A 19,772-nucleotide genomic window follows, 5' to 3' on the forward strand; every position below is an offset into this window, starting at 1 on the left:
AGGTGGTCTTCGCGGTGCGCGTACACGACTCGCTGATCGAGCTGATGGGCAACACCCCGCTCGTCCGGCTGCGCAAGGTGGTGGCGGGCGCGCCCGCCCAGGTGCTGGCCAAGGTGGAGTACTTCAATCCGGGCGGTTCGGTGAAGGACCGGATCGCGGTGCGGATGATCGAGGCCGCCGAGCGGAGCGGCGCTCTCAAGCCCGGTGGCACGATCGTCGAGCCCACCTCGGGCAACACCGGTGTGGGGCTGGCGATCGTCGCGCAGGAGAAGGGCTATCGCTGCCTGTTCGTCTGCCCGGACAAGGTGGCCCAGGACAAGATCGCCGTGCTCAGAGCGTACGGCGCGGAGGTCGTGGTGTGCCCGACCGCCGTCTCCCCGGACCACCCGGACTCGTACTACTCGGTCTCCGACCGGCTGGCCCGCGACACGCCCAACGCGTGGAAGCCCGACCAGTACTCGAACCCCGAGAACCCGGCGAGCCACTACCACTCGACGGGTCCGGAGATCTGGGAGCAGACCGAGGGCAGGGTCACCCACTTCGTCGCCGGAGTCGGCACGGGCGGCACGATCAGCGGCACCGGCAAGTATCTCAAGGAGGTCTCCGGCGGCCGCGTGAAGGTCATCGGGGCCGACCCGGAGGGCTCGGTCTACTCGGGCGGCAGCGGCCGTCCCTACCTGGTGGAGGGCGTCGGCGAGGACATCTGGCCGGCGACCTACGACACCACGATCTGCGACGAGATCATCGCGGTCTCCGACAAGGACTCCTTCGGCATGACCCGCCGCCTCGCCCGCGAGGAGGCCCTGCTCGTCGGCGGCTCGTGCGGCATGGCCGTGGTGGCCGCGCTCCGAGTCGCCCAGGCCGCCGGGCCGGACGACGTGGTGGTCGTGCTGCTGCCGGACAGCGGCCGGGGCTACCTGTCGAAGATCTTCAACGACGAGTGGATGGCCGACTACGGCTTCCTCACGACGTCGAGCGACGAGGGCCTGATCGGCGACGTGCTGAGCCGTAAGGCGCCCGGTCTGCCGGAGTTCGTGCACGTCCACCCGCACGAGTCGGTCGGCACGGCCATCGCCGCCATGCGGGAGTACAGCGTGTCGCAGCTCCCGGTCATGAAGGAGGAGCCGCCCGTCATGGCGGCCGAGGTGGTCGGCTCGATCGTCGAGCGCGACCTGCTGGAGGGCCTCTACAAGGGGAGGCTGCGCTCGGACGACCCGATCGGCAACCACATGTCCGCGCCGCTTCCCATGGTCGGCTCGGGCGAGCCGGTCGCCCGCGCGGTGGAGGCGCTGGAGAAGGCCGACGCCGCCGTGGTGCTCGACGACGGCAAGCCGGTCGGCCTCCTCACCCGCCAGGACCTGCTGACCTTCCTTGCGGGCCGCTGAAGCCGGGCTGAAACGTTAGGGAACCTTCCTAACGAACGTTGACATCGTGGTGAGTGCTTGTCACGATGCCGGGTAACGGCTTGGCGCGGCGTCCGTGAGGACGTGACGCGCTCAGTGAGATCTGCCCCGGCCGTTCAGGGAGTGCCCGGCGTCGCGTCGCGCGACGTCGGACGCGCCCCGGTCCGCCGTGGACTCTCACCCCCAGGAGACAGCCGTGTCCCCGCTCTTCCGCCGAAACCGGTACGGCGCCGCCGCCGCAGCCGGAGTGCTTCTCGCCGGTGTGCTCACCGGCCTCACTGTCACAGCCCAGCACGCCGACGCCGCCGAGACCCTGCTGTCGCAGGGCAAACCGGCGACGGCCTCCTCGGCCGAGTCCTCGTCCTACGCCGCGTCGTACGCGGTGGACGGCAACACCACCTCTACCCGGTGGGCGTCGGCCGAGGGCCACGACCCCGAGTGGCTGAGCGTCGACCTCGGCGCCTCCTTCTCGATCTCCCGCGTGAAGCTGTATTGGGAGGCCGCCTACGCCAAGGCGTACCAGGTGCAGACGTCCACCGACGGCGCAGCCTGGACGACCGTCTACTCCACCACCACGGGAGACGGCGGCACGGACGACCGGACCGGCCTGTCCGGCACCGGAAGGTACGTCCGCGTCCTCGGCACCGCCCGCGGCACGTCCTACGGCTACTCCCTCTACGAGGTGCAGGTGTACGGCGAGGCCGGGGCCACACCCAGCCCGAGCCCGAGCCCCAGCCCGAGCCCCAGCCCGAGCCCCAGCCCGAGTCCCAGCCCGAGTCCGAGCCCCACGCCGACGGTTCCGGCGGGCGGTGACTACCAGGCCGAGGACGCGACGCTGTCGCAGGCGGCGGTGTTCTCCAACCACACCGGATACACCGGCACCGGGTTCGTCGACTACGTCAACGTGGCGGGCGGATCCATCGAGTGGACGGTGAACGCGGCCACGGCGGGCAACGCGACGCTCGCCTTCCGGTATGCCAACGGCACCACGGCCAACCGGCCCATGGACATCGCGGTCAACGGCGCCGTCGTGGCGAGCCCGGTCTTCGCGCCGACCGCCAACTGGGACACCTGGGCGACCGCGAGTGTCGTGGCGGCGCTGCCCGCCGGGACGAGCAAGATCCGCGCCACGGCGACCGGCGCCACGGGCGGCCCGAACGTCGACAAGCTGACCGTGACCTCCGGCGGAGCCTCCCCTTCGCCGTCCCCCTCCCCGTCTCCCTCCCCGTCGCCAAGCGGGCCGGGTGGCGCGTTCACGGTGGTGGCGGCCGGGGACATCGCGGCGCAGTGCACGGCGTCGTCAAGCTCATGCGCCCACCCCAAGACGGCGGCGCAGGTCCAGGCGATCAACCCGGACTTCGTCCTCACGATGGGCGACAACCAGTACGACGACGGCACGATCACCGACTTCCGGAATTACTACGACACCTCGTGGGGCAAGTTCAAGGCCAAGACGCACCCGGCGGCGGGCAACCACGAGAGCTATGACCCCGCCGGCTTCGAGGCGGGCTACAAGTCCTACTTCGGGGCGATCGCGTTCCCGGCAGGCAAGAGCTACTACAGCTTCAACCAGGGCAACTGGCACTTCATCGCGCTCGACTCGAACATCTTCGACCAGACCGCGCAGATCGACTGGCTGAAAGCCGACCTCGCGGCCAACACCAAGGGCTGCGTCGCCGCCTACTGGCACCACCCGCTGTTCAGCTCCGGCGAGCACGGCAACGACCCGGTCAGCAAGCCGGTCTGGCAGATCCTGTACGCCAACAAGGCCGACCTGATCCTCAACGGCCACGACCACCACTACGAGCGGTTCGGCCCGCAGAACCCCTCCGGCGCGGCCGACCCCAACGGCCTGGTCGAACTGCTGGGCGGCATGGGCGGCGCCGACCCGTACCAGATCGTGAACGTCCAGCCCAACAGCCAGTTCCGGCTGAGCGGCACGTACGGCGTGGCGAAGCTGACGTTCACCGACACCACCTACTCCTGGCAGCTCATCGGCACCGACGGCAAGGTCAAGGACTCCAGCCCGACCTACACCTGCCACTGATGCAGATCTCCGCGACCCGGCGACCTGTGCGCCGGGTCCTCATCCTGGTCGTGGCCGTCATCGCCACGGTGGCGGCCGCGTACACGGCCGTCGCGGCCAGGCGTCACCCACAGCCGGTGACCCACGGCCTGGATCTCGCCACGAACGGCCGGCTGCTGTTCGTTTCGGCCGGCGAGGTGGCGTCCGCGCCCCTGGCCGGCCCGGGGCCGCGGACGGTGAGCGGCATCGCCTGTCAGCGGTTCTACGCGGCGGCCGGCACCGGGGTCTGCCTGCTGGAGACGGCGGGTCCGGTGCGGGCGACCTACGTGAAGGTCCTCGACCGCTCGATGAGGGAGATCCGGCGCGTCCAGACCGCCGGCATCCCGAACCGCGCCCGCGTGTCGGCCAGCGGGCGCATGGTCACGTGGACCGTCTTCGTGGCCGGGGACTCCTACAAACAGGGCGGGTTCTCCACGTGGACCGGCATCCTGGACACCAAGACCGGCTACGCCGTACCGAACATGGAGAACATCCAGCTCTACATCGACGGCAAGCGCTACCGGTCCCCGGACGTGAACTACTGGGGGGTCAACTTCGCCTCCGACGACAACCGCTTCTACGGGGCGGTCTCGACCAGGGGAAAGACGTACCTGATCGAGGGCGACTACGGGAAGTGGAAGGCGCGGACCCTGCGGGAGAACGCCGAATGCCCGTCGTTGTCGCCCGACGGCACCCGCCTCGTCTTCAAGAAGCGGGTCCGGCCGGGCCCCTGGCGGCTGTACGCGCTCGACCTGGCCACGATGAGGGAGACGCCGCTCGCGGAGCCGGAGAGCGTCGACGACCAGGCGGCCTGGCTCGACGGCGACACGGTCATGTACGGCAAGCGGGGGTCCGTCTGGGCGGTCCCCGCCGACGGGACCGGAGCCCCTCGCCTGCTCCTCACCGGGGCCTCCTCGCCCGTCGCCGTCGGCACGGCACAGCCGGTCGCGATGGGGTAGGGCACGGCGGCCGGGGCGGCTCGCCGGGAGCAGGGCGGCTCAGCGGCTACGCTCGTCCTCATGAACGAAGGCTTCGAGACGCTCGCCATCCACGCTGGTCAGGAGGCGGACCCCCATACCGGCGCGGTCGTGCCGCCCATCTACGCCGTGTCCACCTACAAGCAAGACGGCGTGGGCGGCCTGCGGGCCGGATACGAGTACAGCCGCTCCGCCAACCCGACCAGGACGGCCCTGGAGGAGGCCCTCGCGGCCGTCGAGGGCGGCGCGCGCGGGTTGGCGTTCGCGTCCGGCCTGGCCGCCGAGGACACGCTCCTGCGGGCCCTGTGCAAGCCCGGGGACCACGTCCTCATCCCCGACGACGCGTACGGCGGCACCTACCGGCTGTTCGCGAAGGTCCTGGAGCGGTGGGGCCTGTCCTTCGACCCGGTCCCGGTCGGCGACCTGGACGCCGTCCGCGCCGCCGTACGGCCCGAGACCCGGGCGATCTGGGTGGAGACCCCGACGAACCCGCTGCTCGGCATCGCCGACATCGCCGGGCTCGCGCAGATCGCCCACGAGGCGGGCGCGCTGCTGCTGGTCGACAACACGTTCGCCTCGCCGTACCTGCAGCAGCCGCTGGCGCTGGGCGCCGACGTGGTGGTCCACTCGACGACCAAGTACGTCGGGGGGCACTCGGACGTCGTCGGCGGAGCCCTGGTGAGCGGTTCCGCGGAGCTGGGGGACCGGCTCGCCTACCACCAGAACGCGATGGGCGCGGTCTCCGGGCCGTTCGACGCGTGGCTGACCCTGCGCGGCCTCAAGACGCTGGGCGTCCGGATGGACCGGCACTGCGACAACGCCGAGCGCGTGGTCGACCTGCTGCTGTCCCACGAGAAGGTGTCCCAGGTGCTCTACCCGGGGCTGCCCGAGCACCCCGGCCACGAGGTCGCCGCCAAGCAGATGAGGCGCTTCGGCGGGATGGTCTCGTTCCGGGTGGCCGGCGGCGAGGAGGCGGCCGTCGAGATCTGCAACCGGACCAGGCTGTTCACCCTCGGGGAGTCGCTCGGCGGCGTCGAGTCGCTGATCGAGCACCCCGGCCGGATGACGCACGCCTCGGCCGCGGGCTCTCCCCTGGAGGTCCCCGCCGACCTCGTCCGCCTGTCCGTCGGCATCGAGACGATCGACGACCTCCTCGCGGACCTGTCCCACGCGCTCGGCTAGGCCTCTCATCGCACGTGATCATGCACGGATTCCCGGTGACCGCACCCTAGCCGCGCGAAAGCCGCACGTGATCATGCACTCGCAACGCGTCTGCATGATCACGAAATTGCCGTCCGCGGCTCACCATAGGCGCGGATGAAGCTGTGCATGATCACGTACGGCTGGGGCGCAGGTCAGCAGGACACCCTGGGAACCTTTGCATGATCACGCGCAATGTGGGGGTCAGGGGTTGAAGAAGACCATCAGGAAGAGGATGACGAGCCAGATCAGGGCGGTGACGCCGGCGAGCGCGGCGATCCGCCCGGTCTGCATCCTCGCGTCGTCCTCCCGGCTTTCGGTGGTCAGCGCCAGGATGGCGCTCCGCTGATCACGGTCGATGATCACCAGGAGCACCGCCGCCACGATGAACAGCGTCATCGAGGCCGACAGGTACGGCTTGGCGAGCGCGCTCCGGCCCAGGAGCAGACCGAACAGGAACACGCCGAGCGTGAGCAGCCCGAAGAGCCGGGTCGACCGGTTCAGGTAGCGGAGGACGTTGACGTCACGCGCCCGGATGTAACGGGGCGTGACGCTCGTCACCGCGGTCAGCGGGCCGATGGCGAAGATCGCGAAGCCTATGTGCAGCCACAGCAGGAGCTTGTCGGGAAACGACATGGGGCTGAGGTTATCGCCTGATTGATCGGATCGGCCTCACTTGCGGCGTCTGGCTCGCAGGAAGTCGCTGACGACGTACTCACCGAGGCGTTCGGCACTGGGGGCGAACACCCGACCGCCGTTCCGCCGGGCCACCTCGTCGACGAAGTCCCGTAGCCGCTCGTCGGCCGCCAGCATGAACACGTTGAGGGTCGCCCGCCGCCGGGTCATCTTGTCGACTTCGGCCAGCGTCAGCTCCACGGTCTCCGGCGACGGCGGCCAGTCGAAGCGCGGCACGCCGTTGCGCATGAGGTGCGCGGTGGGCTCGCCGTCGGTGACGACCAGGACCACGGGCTCGAAGTCCGGGTGCCTGTCGAGGTGACGGCCCGCGATGAGCAGCGCGTGATGCAGGTTGGTGCCCTGAACCATGTCCCATTCCAGGCCGGCCAGCTCCTCGGGCTGGAGCACCCGGGCGTAGTTCGAGAACCCGATGATCTGCACTGCGTCCTGGGGGAACTTCGTGGCCACGAGCGACTGGAGCGCCAGCGCCGTCTGCTTGGCCACCGCCCAGGTGCCGCGCAGGGCCATCGAGTACGACAGGTCGACCAGAAGGCACACGGCGGCGGCGGTCCGCCGTTCGGTCTCCGCCACCTCGAAGTCGTCCACGGACAGCTCCACCCGCGCGGGCGTCCCAGCCAGAGCTCCAGTACGGCTCCCGCCGCGCCGCACGCCGTTGACCACGGTCCGCACGACGTCGAGGGGCTGTTCGTCGCCGAACCGCCAGGGCCGGCTCGACCCCGTGAGCTCGCCCGCGGTCCCTGCGTCCCGCTGGTCGTGGTCGCCGCGGCGGCCCGCTTCGAGCGATGAGAACACCCGCCGGAGGGCGGTCTCCCCCAGGCGGCGGACCGCCTTGGGCGTGAGCTCCAGCTTGCCCCGATGGCGCCGGAGATAGCCCTGGGCCTCCAGTTCCCGCTCGACCTGCCGCAGGGCCTCCAGGTCGTCCACGGCGGACCGGCCCAGCGCCCGCCGGATCGCGTCCTCGTCGATGTCGTCAAGCCGGGCACCCGGATAGTCCTGCCGGAGTGAGGTCTCCAGGTCGCCCAGGTCGGCCAGGTCCTGAAGCGCCGTCACGGCGTCGCCCATGCCCATCGGGTCCTCGCCGGAGACCCGTTCGGGCGTTCCCCAGGCGAGGTCGGGGCGACGCGAGTAAAGGGCGTCTCCGAGGCGGCGCATCTGCTCGGCGAGGCCGGCCTGCTCCAACGTCTGCTCGATCAGCGCGGCCAGCTCCTCGCGCTGCTCCGGGGTCAGCGAGGCCAGCAGCCGCTGAGCCGCCGCCGCCCGCCGGGCCAGTGTGTCGACCAGCTCCTCCAGGTTCCGGGGATTCTCGGGGAACATCTCCCCGTATTTCTCCATGAACTGGTCGAAATCCTGCTGTGTGTGCTCGCCCCGCGAGTCCCGGTCCAGCATGTCGTTGAGGTCGGACATCATCTGGCGGACCCGCTCCATCGCGGCCGGGTCGGGGTTGGCCAGCGCGTCGCGCATCCCGCGGAACTGGCTGTCCAGCACCTCCCGGCGCAGCAGGTCACGCAGCTCATCGAACGTCTGCCGGGCGGCGGCCGAGCGCCAGTCGTAGGAGCTCAGCTCCTGGATGGCCCTGGCCGTGTCCGAGGGCAGCGCGTCGAGCGCCGCCTCCCGGAACCGCGCGTCGTCGGAGGGGTCCGGACTCTGCTCACCCGGGGGACGACCCCCGGACCCCCGCTGAAGTTCCGAGCGCTCCTGGCCGATCGCCTTGTCGAGCAGGGCGCGGGCCCGCTCCAGCGTGCTGTCGAGCCGCGTGTTCTCCCGCAGCTCGCGGCGGCGCTGCCGTACCTGCCGGAGCAGGTCGTCCAGGCCGCGCCGGTCCGGGGCGCCCGGCAGGCCGCGTTTCAGCAGGTCCCGCAGGGCGTCGAGTGGAGTCGAGCCGGACAGGATCGCGTCGCCCATGTCGTCGAGCGCCGAACGCACGTCGTACGGCGGAGCCAGCGGATCGGGCCCGTCGTCATATGCGCCGTACCGGTAAGCCATCTGGTTACGCTCTCATGTCCGGTAGACCGCCCCGCCCGCCAGCTCGTCCTTCGACAGGCGGCGCATCAGGTAAAGCCCTTCCAGGGCGAACTCCAGCGCGGCGGCGGCGTGGCCCGGGGACTCGTCGCCCTCGCCCATGCCGAGCCGCGACATCATCTTGGACAGCCCGTCGACCCTGCCGACGCGGCGCAGCAGCTCGGTGGCCGGGACGAGCTCGCCCGACTCGACCTGGACGCCTTCGGAGAACTTGTCGAGCAGCGGCGTCAGATCCATCCCGCCCAGGGATCCGCGGAACGTCTCGGCCGTCGCCCGGCGCAGCAGGTGGGCCAGCACCTCGATCTCCCGGCCCTCCTCGCTGACCTCGAACTCGACCTTGCCGCGCAGCGTGTGAACCACGCCGGGCAGGTCGCACACCCGCGTCACCGGCCGTTCCTCGCCGGACAGGGCGGCCCGCCGTACGGCTGACGCGGCGGCGGTCTCGGCGGCGGCGATGGAGAAGCGCGCGGAGACGCCGGAGCGGGAGTCCACGGCGGTCGACTCGCGAACGAGCCGGGTGAACCGGGCGATGACCTCCAGCAGGTGGTCGGGGAGATCGGCCCCCAGCTCGGACAGCGTGGCCTCCTGCCGGATCAGGACCAGCTCGTCCTCGATCGACAGCGGGTAGTGGGTGCGGATCTCCGCTCCGAACCGGTCCTTCAGCGGCGTGATGATGCGGCCGCGGTTGGTGTAGTCCTCGGGGTTGGCGCTGGCGATCAGCAGGATGTCCAGAGGGAGCCGCAGGTTGTAGCCCCGGACCTGGATGTCCCGCTCCTCCAGCACGTTGAGCAGCGACACCTGGATCCGCTCGGCCAGGTCGGGCAGCTCGTTGACCGAGAACACCCCCCGGTTGGTGCGGGGCACCAGGCCGTAGTGGACGGTCTCCGGGTCGCCCAACGTGCGACCTTCGGCGATCTTGATGGGGTCGACGTCGCCGATCAGGTCGCCGACCGAGGTGTCGGGAGTGGCCAGCTTCTCGCCGTAGCGGTCGTCGCGGTGCTTCCAGGCGACCGGAAGGCCGTCGCCGAGGTCGGCGGCCAGCCGCAGGCACCGCACGCACACCGGGTCGTACGGGTGGTCGTTGATCTCGCAGCCGGCGACGACCGGCGACCACTCGTCGAGCAGTTCGGTGACCGTGCGGATGAGCCGGGTCTTGCCCTGGCCGCGCTCGCCGAGCAGCACCAGGTCGTGGCCGGCGATCAGGGCCCGTTCGAGGTGCGGCAGGACCGAGTCGTCGAAACCGACGATGCCGGGAAACCTGGGCTCGCCGGCGCGCAGCCGCGCCAGCAGGTTCTCCCGGATCTCGGCTTTGACCGTCCGGTGGACGTGTCCACTCTCGCGCAGTTCACGCAGAGTGCTGGACGCAGGCGCGGGCGATTTGTGCACGCTGTCGAGACTACGTCCCCATAGTGGGATCCGGCATCCCGGTTGGCCGGATCCGAATTTCGGATCTTCACCATCGTGTGACGCATTGTGTGCGTTGTTGTCGGCGTAGTGGGGAGAATCGGCAAGAAGGACTACTCCCAACTGAGGGGGCGAGACGATGGCGGTAATGACGAGCCGCTTCGCCGACGGTCTCGCCGTGGGGACCAACCTGGTGGACACCGCCGAGGCCGCGATCCGCCAGGCGCTGGCCGGCCTGTCCGGCCCGCCTGACCTGGTGTGCTTCTTCATCTGCGGCGACGATCCCGACGACGTCGGCCGCGCGGGACAGCGGGCGATGGCCATGGTGCCGGGCGCCCACGTGATCGGGTGCAGCGCGACAGGCGTGATCGGGGCCGGGCAGGGAGTGGAGCTGCAGCCCGCGGTCAGCGCCTGGGCCGCGTCCCTCGGCGACACGAAGATCACCACGTTCGCCCTGGAGACTCTGCGCGCGGACGACAGGTTCGTGGTCGTCGGCCTCCCCGAGCGCGGCTCCGACGATCAGGTGGCCATCCTGCTCGCCGACCCCTACAGCTTCCCCACCGACGCGTTCATCGAGCATTCGAGCGAGGCGCTGGGCAGCCTCCCGATCATCGGCGGCCTGGCCAACGGCCTGCAGGGCCGCGGGTCGGTACGGCTGTTCGCCGACGGAGAGGTCCACGAGGAAGGGGCGATCGGAGTGGTCCTCGGTGGCCCGGTTAGCATCGGGACCGTGGTGAGCCAGGGATGCCGTCCGATCGGGCCGTCCATGGTGGTCACCCGCGCGGAGGACAACCTGCTTCTCGAGCTCGCCGGCCAGCCGGCCCTCGCCCGCCTGGAGGACATCGTCAGCGCCCTCGACGAGGACGACCGCGAGCTGGTCGCCTCCGGGTTACAGATCGGCGTCGCCATGGACGAGTACGCCGAGCGCCACGAGCGCGGCGACTTCCTCATCCGCGGGGTGCTCGGCATCGACCCGGAGCGGGAGGCCGTCGCCATCGGTGACGTCCTGGAGGTCGGCAGGACCGTCCGCTTCCAGGTCAGAGACGCCGAAACCGCCGACGAGGATCTCTACGAGCTGCTCGACGCCCACGTGGAGCGGACCGGCCGGGTCGACGGCGCGCTGCTGTTCTCCTGCAACGGCCGCGGCTCGGCGATGTTCGGCTCCGCCGACCACGACGCGCTCGCCGTACGGGACACGCTCGGCCCCATAGGCGTCGCCGGGTTCTTCGCCGCGGGCGAGGTCGGCCCCGTCGGGGGCCACAACCACGTCCACGGCTTCACCGCGTCCATCCTGGTGTTCTCTTCGCAGGCGGCTCCGGCCGCGGGAGCGTGAAAGTGGCAGACCTGGTGCTGGCCGTCGACATCGGCGGGACGAAGTTCGCGGCGGGCCTCGTGGGGCCGGACGGGGAGCTGGTGTCCTCGGCACGGGCCGCCACCCCTCCCGACGGTGACGCCGAGAGCCTGTGGGAGGCGCTCGACGCCCTGCTCGACGGCCTCGGCGCCCCCGAGGACGTGACCGGCGTGGGGATCGGCTGCGGCGGCCCCATGACCTGGCCGTCCGGCGAGGTGTCACCGCTCAACATCACCGGCTGGCGGGATTTCCCGCTCCGGGAGCGGATCGCCGCCCGGTTTCCCGGCCTGCCGGTCCGCATTCACAACGACGCCATCTGCCTCGCCATCGCCGAGCACTGGCTCGGGGCCGGCCGTGGGAGCGACAACATGCTCGGCATGGTCGTCTCCACCGGCGTCGGAGGCGGGCTCATACTCGGCGGCCGCCTCATCGACGGCGGAACCGGCAACGCCGGCCACATCGGGCACGTCGTCGTCGATCCCGAAGGGACGCCCTGCCGCTGTGGCAGCCGCGGCTGCCTGGAGGCGATCGCCCGCGGCCCCGGCCTCGCCGAGTGGGCCCTCGAGCAGGGCTGGACCCCGGGGGCCCGCGCCGACGACGGCGAGGGCCTCTACCAGGAGGCCGTCACCGCCACCGCACGCAGGCTGGCCGGCGACGCCGCGGCCGGAGACCCGATCGCGCTGGCCGCCATGACCCGCGCCGGACGCGCCCTCGGCCTCGCCATCGCCTCCGCCACCAACCTGTGCGACCTCGACGTGGTGACCGTCGGCGGCGGGCTCTCCCAGGCCGGGCCGCTGCTCTTCGACCCCCTCGAAAAGGCGCTACGCGAGCACACGCGCATGGACTTCGCCGGGCGCGTCCGCGTCGTCCCCGCCTCGCTCGGCCAGGACGCCGGACTCATCGGCGCCGCCGCCCTCGTCCTCGCCGCAGACAGGTACTGGTCTGCGCGTTAGTTTTGCCGCGCCTTCGGCGCGGCGGGCTCGGGGGAGCGGCCGCTGCGGGCCTTGCGTTCATGGTGCCGGTGGTCCTGGGAAGATGGCCTCATGGCAGTCCCACAGGTGACGTACGACGATGTCGTCGCCGCACGCGAGCTCCTCAAGGGCGTGGCCGCCCAGACTCCGGTCGTGCACTCCCGCGTGCTGTCGGAGACGGTCGGGGGCGCGGTCCACCTCAAGTGCGAGAACCTCCAGCGGTCCGGGTCGTTCAAGGTCCGCGGGGCGTACGTGCGCATCGCCCGGCTGACCGACGAGGAACGGGCGCGGGGCGTGGTCGCCGCCAGCGCCGGCAACCACGCGCAGGGCGTGGCGCTCAGCTCTGGGCTGCTCGGCGCCAAGTCGACCGTCTACATGCCGGAGGGCGCGCCCCTGCCGAAGGTCGAGGCGACCCGGGCGTACGGCGCGGACGTCGTCTTCGCCGGACACACGGTTGACGTGGCGCTCCAGGCGGCCCGGGAGCACGCCGACAGGACCGGCGCGGTCTTCATCCACCCGTTCGATCACCCTGACGTCGTCGCCGGCCAGGCCACGATCGGGCTGGAGATCCTGGAGCAGCTTCCCGACGCGGCCACGATCGTGCTGCCGATCGGCGGCGGCGGGCTGGCCGCCGGGGTCGCGCTCGCGGTGAAGTCACTGCGGCCGGGGATCAGGGTCGTCGGCGTCCAGGCCGAGCGCGCCGCCGCCTACCCCGAGTCGCTCGCGGCCGGGCATCCGATCATGGTGGAGCCCTCGTCCACGATGGCCGACGGGATCGCGGTCGGCAGGCCGGGCGAGCTGCCGTTCGAGCTGATCCACTACCTGGTGGACAGCGTGGTCACCGTCTCGGAGGAGTCGCTGTCGCGGGCGCTGCTGCTCTGCCTGGAGCGCTCGAAGCTCGTCGTCGAGCCGGCGGGCGTCGCCGGGGTGGCCGCGCTGCTCGACCAGCCGCACGCCTTCGAGCCGCCCGTGGTGGCGGTGCTCTCCGGCGGCAACATCGACCCGCTGCTGCTCGCCCGGGTCCTCCGGCACGGCCTCGCCGCGGCCGGGCGCTACCTGGCCTTCCGGATCCGGCTGGCGGACCGGCCCGGCGCGCTCGCGTCACTCCTCGGCAGGCTGGCCGAGCTCGGGGCCAACGTGCTCGACGTGGTCCACGAGCGGGTCGGCGCCCGCCTGCACCTTGAAGAGGCGGAGGTCCTGCTCCAGCTGGAGACCAGGGGCCCGGCGCACTGTGACGAGGTGCTGAGCGCCCTCAGGCGCGACGGGCACAAGCTGATCTTTTCCTGAGCCCGATCCCGAGCACCGCGTCAGGTCACCGGCGCGGGACGCCGGGGTTGGTAGAGCCAGGCGTCGAAGAGGCCGTCGAGCTTCTTCCCGGACATGTGCTCGGCCAGCGCGACGAACTCCTCCGTGGTGGCGTTGCCGTACCGGTGGGCGGCGGTCCACTTCTTCAGCAGCGCGAAGAACGTCGCGTCGCCGATCTCTTTGCGCAGGGCGTGGAGCGTCATCGCCCCCCGCGTGTAGACCGAGCCGTTGAACAGGTCGGCGCGCTGGGCCCGGCCGGGTGGGTAGCTCCAGATCGGGTCGAGGTTGTTCGCGTAGTAGGACCGGAAGAGCGCGTCGGCGGTCTGGCCGCCCCTGTGCTCGGACCAGAGCCACTCCGCGTAGGTCGCGAAGCCCTCGTTCAGCCACAGGTCCTTCCACCGCGTGATGCTCACGGAGTCCCCGAACCACTGGTGGGCCAACTCGTGGGCGATGATCCCGGTGTCGGGGGTGAAGCCGCCGTAGACGGGCTTCGTCTGGTTCTCCAGGGCGTATCCGGCGGAGTAGTTGTCCACCACGCCGCCCGTCGAGGAGAACGGGTAGGGCCCGAACACGGTCGTCCAGTAGTCGGTGATCTTCGCGGAGGCCGTGTAGAGGTTGTCCAGCGAGCCGTGGAACGCCGGATCGACGGCCGCGTAGACGGGGATCCCCAGGTCGCTGGTGCCGGTGCGGACCTCGAACTTCCCAGTGGTCATCGTGGCCAGGTAGGTCGCCATGGGGTGCTTCTCGCGCCAGGCGAACGTCGTCTTGCCGTCGCTCGTCTTCGGCTGGGCGTCCATCTCGCCGTTGGCGATCGCCGTCAGCCCCTCGGGCACTGTGATCTTGAAGTCGTAGGTCGCCTTGTCCGACGGGTGGTCGTTCGACGGGAACCAGGTCTTGGCCCCGTTGGGCTCGCAGGTGACGAACGACCCGTCCGTGGTCGCGATGAACCCGTAGGTGCCCAATCCGGCGTAGTTGCGCACGGGGTCGGGCACCCCGGCGTAATCGACCGTCACGTCGAACCGGGTGCCGTTCTTGATCCGCGCGGGGGCGGTGACGGTCAGTTCGTCCTCGCGCCGGCCGAACTGGGCGGCCGCGCCGTCGACCGTCACCCGGCTCACCGTGAGCCCGTGCAGGTCAAGGTCGAAGGCGGTCAGGTCCTGTACGGCTCTCGCCCGGATGGCCGCGCTGCCTTCGAGCCGCTTGGACGCCGGGTCGTAGGAGAGTTTCAGGCCGTAGTGGTCGACGTCGTAGCCGCCGTTGCCATCCTGCGGGAAGTCGGGGTCGCCGACTCCGGGGGCGCCCACCGTGTCCCCGGCAGGTGGGGCCTTGACGCCCCCCGGGACCGTCTCAGCGGCGACCGCCCCCTCGGACGCCGTGCAGGCCGTGGCGAGCCCTAGGAAGGGGGCTCCGAGGGACAGTGCGGTGGTCAGGGACAGCGTTGTCGCGAATCGGTGAGCAGCCATATGTCAAGCCACCTTACGTGAGGTGGGTTCCCAGGTCAGGCATCCACGACCAGGGTTTTCGCGGCCTTGTCGTGGAGGGCCTGCTTCCTGCGGTCGAACAGGATCCAGGCGAGATCGATGATCCCGAGGCAGCACAGCCAGGCCAGGAGGATCTCCACGACCTGCCGGACGGCGATCTGTCCCTTCGCGGCGGGCTCCCCGGTCTCCCTGACGACGCGCATGCCGAACGCCTTCTTACCGAGCGTCTGGCCGTTCCAGAACGACTGGAGCAGCCAGAAGTAGAGGAAGCCGATGAGGCCGGCGAGGAAGGTGTGGGTGACGTTCACCCGGGCGGCCGTGCCCGTCGCCGTGTCGGAGACGGCTCTCCAGTCGGTCCAGGAGAACGGGGCGGAGAGCGCGGCCACGATGATTGCGTCCGTCACCCCGGCGAACAGGCGGCGCCACCGCCCGGCGAGCGGCGGGGCCGCCGGACCGAACGGCGGTGGAGTCCACGGCACCCGCGGTTCCTCGTACGGACCCTCGTACGGGCCGCCCGGAGGCGGCGGTGGTGCTCCCATGGCTGGTAGGTCACCACGCCGCCTTCCGGGCAAAGCCGTGGGCACGCAAAGGCTTCACAGACGGGCAAAGGTTTACAGGGTGCCGCGGATGGCCTGCTCCCGCTCGATGGCCTCGAAGAGCGCCTTGAAATTGCCCTTGCCGAAGCCGAGCGAGCCGTGGCGCTCGATCAGCTCGAAGAAAACGGTGGGCCGGTCCACCACCGGCTTGGTGAAGATCTGAAGCAGGTAGCCGTCCTCGTCACGGTCGACCAGGACCCGCCGCTTCTTGAGCTCCTCGACCGGCACCCGGACCTCGCCGATGCGGGCGCGGAGCTTCGGGTCCTCGTAGTAGGAGTCGGGCGTGTCGAGGAACTCCACGCCGGCCTGCCGCATGTAGTCCACCGTGGCGAGGATGTCGTTGGTGGCCAGCGCGATGTGCTGCACCCCCGGGCCGCCGTAGAACTCGAGGTACTCCTCGATCTGCGACTTCTTCTTGCCGGCTGCGGGCTCGTTCAGCGGGAACTTGACCTTGCGGGTGCCGTCGGCGACCACCTTGGACATCAGGGCCGAATACTCGGTCGCGATGTCGTCGCCGATGAACTCCGCCATCTTGGTGAAGCCCATGATCCGCTCGTAGAAGTCCACCCACTCGTCCATGCGCTCGACGTTGCCGACGCAGTGATCGACCGCCTGGAACAGCCTGCCGTTCCTGACGTCCGGAGGGGCCACGAGGGGCTGGGCGGCGACGTATCCGGGCAGGTAGGGGCCGGCGTAGTTCGACCGGTCGACGAACGTGTGCCTGGTCTCGCCGTACGCCGCGATCGCGGACAGCACGACCTTGCCGTGATCGTCCTCAAGGACGTGCGGCTCGGCCACTCCCGTAGCCCCCCGCTCCAGGGCGTGCCGGTAGGCGGCCTCCGCGTCCGGCACGTCGATCGCGAGGTCGATGACGCCGTCGCCGTGCTCGGCGACGTGCCTGCCGAGGGGCGTGCCCGGCCGTACGGACCCGCGCAGTTCGAACCGCGCGGAGCCGGACACCAGCACGTACGCCACCTCGTCGGGGCTGCCGGTCTCCGGCCCCCGGTAGGCCGCCAGGCGCATGCCGAAGGCGGTCGAATAGTAGTGCGCGGCCTGCTTCGCGTTGCCCACCGCGAAGACGACCGCGTCCATGCCGTGTACCGGAAAGACATCGTTCATGTGTCCACTCTCGACCGGGATGACCAAATTGTGCAAGAGTGAGATGATTTGATGGACAATTTGCTCACCCACTAACCTCGATTGGAGGCAAATATTGTGACGATTGATCAGCTCGATGCACGTCTCATCTCCCTGCTGGCCGCCGAGCCCCGGATCGGGGTGCTGGAGTGCTCCCGCCGGCTCAACGTCGCCCGGGGCACGGTCCAGGCCCGGCTCGACCGGCTGGCCGCCCGGGGCGTCATCACGGGCCACGGCCCCGAGATCGACCCGGCGGCGCTGGGCTACGACGTGACAGCGTTCGTGACGCTGCAGATCCGGCAGGTCAGCGGGCACGTTCCGGTCGCCGACCGCCTCGCGCTCGTCCCCGAGGTGCTGGAGGTCCACACCATCACGGGCGGCGGCGACATGCTCTGCCGGGTGGTCGCGCGCAGCAACGCCGACCTCCAGCGCGTCATCGACCTCATCGTCGACGTCGAGGGCGTCGTACGGACGTCATCGGTGATCGCCCTCGACACGCCCGTGCCGTACCGGACTCTTCCTCTGGTGGCCGCCGCCGGGAGTTAGGCCGCTGGGAGATAGGTCGTGCCCCGCCCGGCGGTATCGGAATGTGCCGAGCATCGTTATCCATCGTTTACCGTGGTTCCATCCGCCCAGCTCACGGGTGTAAGCGGACATATCGGGGGGAACGCGTGCACAGCGGCGAGGAAGGTCCTGTGGAGCCGGACGAACCGGCCCGCGGGGAGGGGGCGGGGCGACACAGCGCGTTCACGCCGCTCGCCGGTCCGGTTCCCGCGCGCCCGGCGAAGAAGCCGGGGAAGAAGCGGCGGCGGCTGCTCCGGATCCTTTTGGTCACCTTCGCCGCCTGTGTTCTCGCTCTCACCGCGATGATCGCCGCCGTGTGGGCGCTGACCCCCATTCCCGACACCGCCCAGCCGCTCGCCACGGCCCAGGGCTCGGTCATCTATTACCGGGACGGCAGGACCGTGCTCGCCACCGAGGGCGTCAACCGGAAGAACGTGCCGCTCAGCCAGGTGCCGCAGGTCGTCAGGAGCGCCGTCATCGCCGCCGAGAACCGGACGTTCTATCAGGACAAGGGTGTCTCGCTCTCCGGCACCGCGCGGGCCATGTGGTCCACCCTCACCGGCCACCAGCTCCAGGGCGGCTCCACGATCACCCAGCAGATGGTCCGCAACTACTACAGCGGCCTCGGCCAGGAACGTTCCATCGGGCGCAAACTCAAAGAGATCATGATCTCGCTGAAGGTCGACCGTTCGAAGTCGAAGGACTGGGTCCTGGAGCAGTACCTCAACACGATCTACTTCGGACGCGGCGCGTACGGCATCCAGGCCGCCTCCCGGGCCTACTTCGCCAAGGACGTGCGCGACCTCACTCCCGCCGAGGGCGCCTACCTCGCCGCGGTGATACAGCAGCCGTCCAGGTTCGCCGACCCCCGGGGCGCGGACCTCGACGCGGTGCGCTCCCGCTGGAAGACCGTGGTCGACGGCATGGTGGAGACGGGCGCGCTCAGCCGTGACGAGGCCGAGCGGCAGGCGTTCCCCGAGCTGGCCACCCAGAAGGCCCCCCTCTCGCTCGGCGGCCAGAACGGCTACATGCTGGCTCAGGTGCGAGCCGAGCTGAACCGGATGGGCTACACCGACGAGGACATCAACCACGGCGGGCTGAAGATCACCACGACCTTCGACAAGAAGCTCATGGCGCTGGCAGCGCAGGCCGTGAAGTCGATCCTGCCGGACGACACGCCCAAGAACGTCAGGACCGGCCTGGCCGCCGTCGACCCGGACACCGGCGAGGTCGTCGCCTTCTACGGCGGACGCTACGAGACCAACCAGTACGACAACGCCTTCTCGGCCAAGGTCCAGGCCGGCTCGACCTTCAAGCCGTACACGCTGGCCGCCGCCCTGGAGGCCGGCTACGGGCTCGGCACCAGGGTCAACGGCAACTCGCCGATGCGGGTCGCCTCGGCCGAGATCCCCAACTCCGACGGCAGGTCGTACGGCTCGGCCATCACGCTGGTCGACGCGACCCGCCACTCGGTCAACACGGCCTTCGTCGACCTCGGGCAGATCGTCGGCCTCAAGAAGGTCGCGGCGGCGGCGGAGGCCGCGGGCATCCCCGCGGGGCAGCTCGCGCCGCACGAGTCCGCCCCGACGTTCCCGCTGGGCGTGGCCTCGGTGAGCGCCGTCCAGCAGGCGTCCGGGTTCGGCACGTTCGCCGCTCAGGGCGTCCACCACGCCGCCCACGTGATCCGGTCGGTGACCGACGCCAAGGGGCAGAAGAAGAAGGTCACCACGCCCGGCACGCGGGCGTTCAGCGAGGACACCGCCGCCGACACGACGTACGCCCTGGAACAGGTCGTGCAGGGCGGCACCGGCACGGCGGCCCGCCTCTACGACCGGCCGGTGGCCGGCAAGACGGGCACCACCGACGAGTCGGCCGCCGTCTGGTTCAGCGGCTACGTCCCGCAGCTCTCGGTCGCGGTCAACATGTTCCGCGACGACAACAAGCCGGTGACCGTGCCCGGCTACGGGGAGCTGTACGGCGGAACGCTGCCCGCCGAGATCTGGAAAGAGTTCATGAGCGAGGCGATGGACGGCAAGCCGGTCAAGGACTTCCCGGACCCCGTGTCCTGGGACCCCTATTACTACTGGGACGGGTACGGCAACAGCCGGTCCGCCCTGCCCGGCACAGGCACCGCGTCGCCGTCCCCGGGAGACACCTGGGCGCCGGAGCAGGACCCCTCAGAAGGCGGCACGGGGGACGGCCAGCCGGGCGATCCCGGCGTGGGCGTCCCCGGAGGCCCCGGTGACCAGCCCGGCGGCGGCGACCACGGCGACGGAGGCGGTGATCCCGGCGGCGGCCCCGGAGGGGACGGTCCGGGAGGCGGCGGTCCCGGCGACGGCGACGGCGGCGCGCCCCCAGACGACGGCTTCGGCGATCCGGGCTTCTAGAGATCTTTTTAAGAGAGCCGGTCACGTAACCGTCGCCGTGATCATGCAGGGTTTCCCGGGAAGCTCGGCGACAAGGGGCTCCACGGGGTTCCCCGGTTCGTGATCATGCATAGATTCCGCCGTACGCGGTCTGACCAGGGCCGACACTGTTCGTGATCATGCATAGATTCCGCCGTACGCGGTCTGACCAGGGCCGACACTGTTCGTGATCATGCA

General features: G+C 70.5%; 15 protein-coding genes. 9 read left to right on the forward strand and 6 right to left on the reverse strand.

The features are described from left to right. Nucleotides 1–14: 14 nt before the first annotated feature. The 4 genes from N5079_RS15480 (at nt 15) to N5079_RS15495 (ending at nt 5,627) form a co-directional block, all read left to right on the forward strand. On the forward strand, nt 15–1,385 hold the full coding sequence (locus N5079_RS15480) for a cystathionine beta-synthase (RefSeq protein ID WP_261584461.1): 1,371 nt from the start codon (nt 15–17) through the stop codon (nt 1,383–1,385). 214 nt (nt 1,386–1,599) lie between these two features. Beyond that, nucleotides 1,600–3,450 carry a discoidin domain-containing protein gene (locus tag N5079_RS15485; protein ID WP_261584462.1) on the forward strand — a complete coding sequence of 617 codons (1,851 nt, stop codon included), beginning with the start codon at nt 1,600–1,602 and terminating at the stop codon, nt 3,448–3,450. Next, the gene (locus tag N5079_RS15490; RefSeq protein WP_261584463.1) at nt 3,450–4,427 is read left to right on the forward strand and encodes a TolB family protein; all 978 of its coding nucleotides are present in this window, start codon (nt 3,450–3,452) and stop codon (nt 4,425–4,427) included. The genes N5079_RS15485 and N5079_RS15490 overlap by 1 nt, the downstream gene beginning before the upstream one ends. 60 nt (nt 4,428–4,487) lie before the next feature. Beyond that, a complete protein-coding gene (locus N5079_RS15495) occupies nt 4,488–5,627 on the forward strand; it encodes a cystathionine gamma-synthase (protein WP_261584464.1) in 1,140 nt (379 codons plus the stop codon). 222 nt (nt 5,628–5,849) lie between these two features. Here N5079_RS15495 and N5079_RS15500 read toward each other — a convergent pair whose 3' ends face one another. From N5079_RS15500 to N5079_RS15510, 3 genes are read right to left on the reverse strand one after another with little or no spacing between them, the layout of a single operon-like run. Beyond that, entirely contained in the window at nt 5,850–6,281 is a 432-nt protein-coding gene (locus tag N5079_RS15500; protein ID WP_261584465.1) for a hypothetical protein, read from the reverse strand. A 36-nt stretch (nt 6,282–6,317) separates the two neighbouring features. Then, nucleotides 6,318–8,324 (reverse strand): vWA domain-containing protein, encoded by a 2,007-nt coding sequence (locus N5079_RS15505; RefSeq protein ID WP_261584466.1) that lies wholly within the window; start codon nt 8,322–8,324, stop codon nt 6,318–6,320. Nucleotides 8,325–8,336: 12 nt separating this feature from the next. Continuing rightward, complete coding sequence (locus N5079_RS15510) at nt 8,337–9,746, reverse strand: sigma 54-interacting transcriptional regulator (RefSeq protein WP_261584467.1); 1,410 nt, start codon at nt 9,744–9,746, stop codon at nt 8,337–8,339. A 157-nt stretch (nt 9,747–9,903) separates the two neighbouring features. On the opposite strand from N5079_RS15510, the gene N5079_RS15515 reads away from it, so the two are divergent. The 3 genes from N5079_RS15515 (at nt 9,904) to ilvA (ending at nt 13,373) form a co-directional block, all read left to right on the forward strand. After that, nucleotides 9,904–11,097, forward strand: coding sequence for an FIST N-terminal domain-containing protein (locus N5079_RS15515; protein WP_261584468.1), 1,194 nt, complete (start codon nt 9,904–9,906; stop codon nt 11,095–11,097). A 2-nt stretch (nt 11,098–11,099) separates the two neighbouring features. After that, on the forward strand, nt 11,100–12,068 hold the full coding sequence (locus tag N5079_RS15520) for an ROK family protein (RefSeq protein WP_261584469.1): 969 nt from the start codon (nt 11,100–11,102) through the stop codon (nt 12,066–12,068). 90 nt (nt 12,069–12,158) lie between these two features. Then, nucleotides 12,159–13,373: a threonine ammonia-lyase gene (gene ilvA / locus N5079_RS15525; RefSeq protein ID WP_261584470.1), complete on the forward strand. Its 1,215-nt coding sequence runs from the start codon at nt 12,159–12,161 to the stop codon at nt 13,371–13,373. A gap of 20 nt (nt 13,374–13,393) precedes the next feature. On the opposite strand, the gene N5079_RS15530 is transcribed toward ilvA, so the two are convergent. From N5079_RS15530 to hppD, 3 genes are all read right to left on the reverse strand, one after another. Further along, the gene (locus N5079_RS15530; protein WP_261584471.1) at nt 13,394–14,854 is read right to left on the reverse strand and encodes a M1 family metallopeptidase; all 1,461 of its coding nucleotides are present in this window, start codon (nt 14,852–14,854) and stop codon (nt 13,394–13,396) included. Nucleotides 14,855–14,889: 35 nt separating this feature from the next. After that, nucleotides 14,890–15,411 carry an RDD family protein gene (locus N5079_RS15535; protein ID WP_261584472.1) on the reverse strand — a complete coding sequence of 174 codons (522 nt, stop codon included), beginning with the start codon at nt 15,409–15,411 and terminating at the stop codon, nt 14,890–14,892. Between the two features lie 72 nt (nt 15,412–15,483). Then, nucleotides 15,484–16,587: a 4-hydroxyphenylpyruvate dioxygenase gene (gene hppD, locus N5079_RS15540; protein WP_261584473.1), complete on the reverse strand. Its 1,104-nt coding sequence runs from the start codon at nt 16,585–16,587 to the stop codon at nt 15,484–15,486. A gap of 96 nt (nt 16,588–16,683) precedes the next feature. Here hppD and N5079_RS15545 point away from each other — a divergent pair, with 96 nt between their 5' ends. Then, on the forward strand, nt 16,684–17,151 hold the full coding sequence (locus N5079_RS15545) for an Lrp/AsnC family transcriptional regulator (RefSeq protein WP_261584474.1): 468 nt from the start codon (nt 16,684–16,686) through the stop codon (nt 17,149–17,151). Nucleotides 17,152–17,300: 149 nt separating this feature from the next. Next, a complete protein-coding gene (locus N5079_RS15550; protein WP_261584475.1) occupies nt 17,301–19,556 on the forward strand; it encodes a transglycosylase domain-containing protein in 2,256 nt (751 codons plus the stop codon). Nucleotides 19,557–19,772 lie beyond the last annotated feature (216 nt).

Origin of the sequence: Planotetraspora sp. A-T 1434, from assembly GCF_025420585.1 — a bacterium.
Classification (GTDB): domain Bacteria; phylum Actinomycetota; class Actinomycetes; order Streptosporangiales; family Streptosporangiaceae; genus JAOEGB01.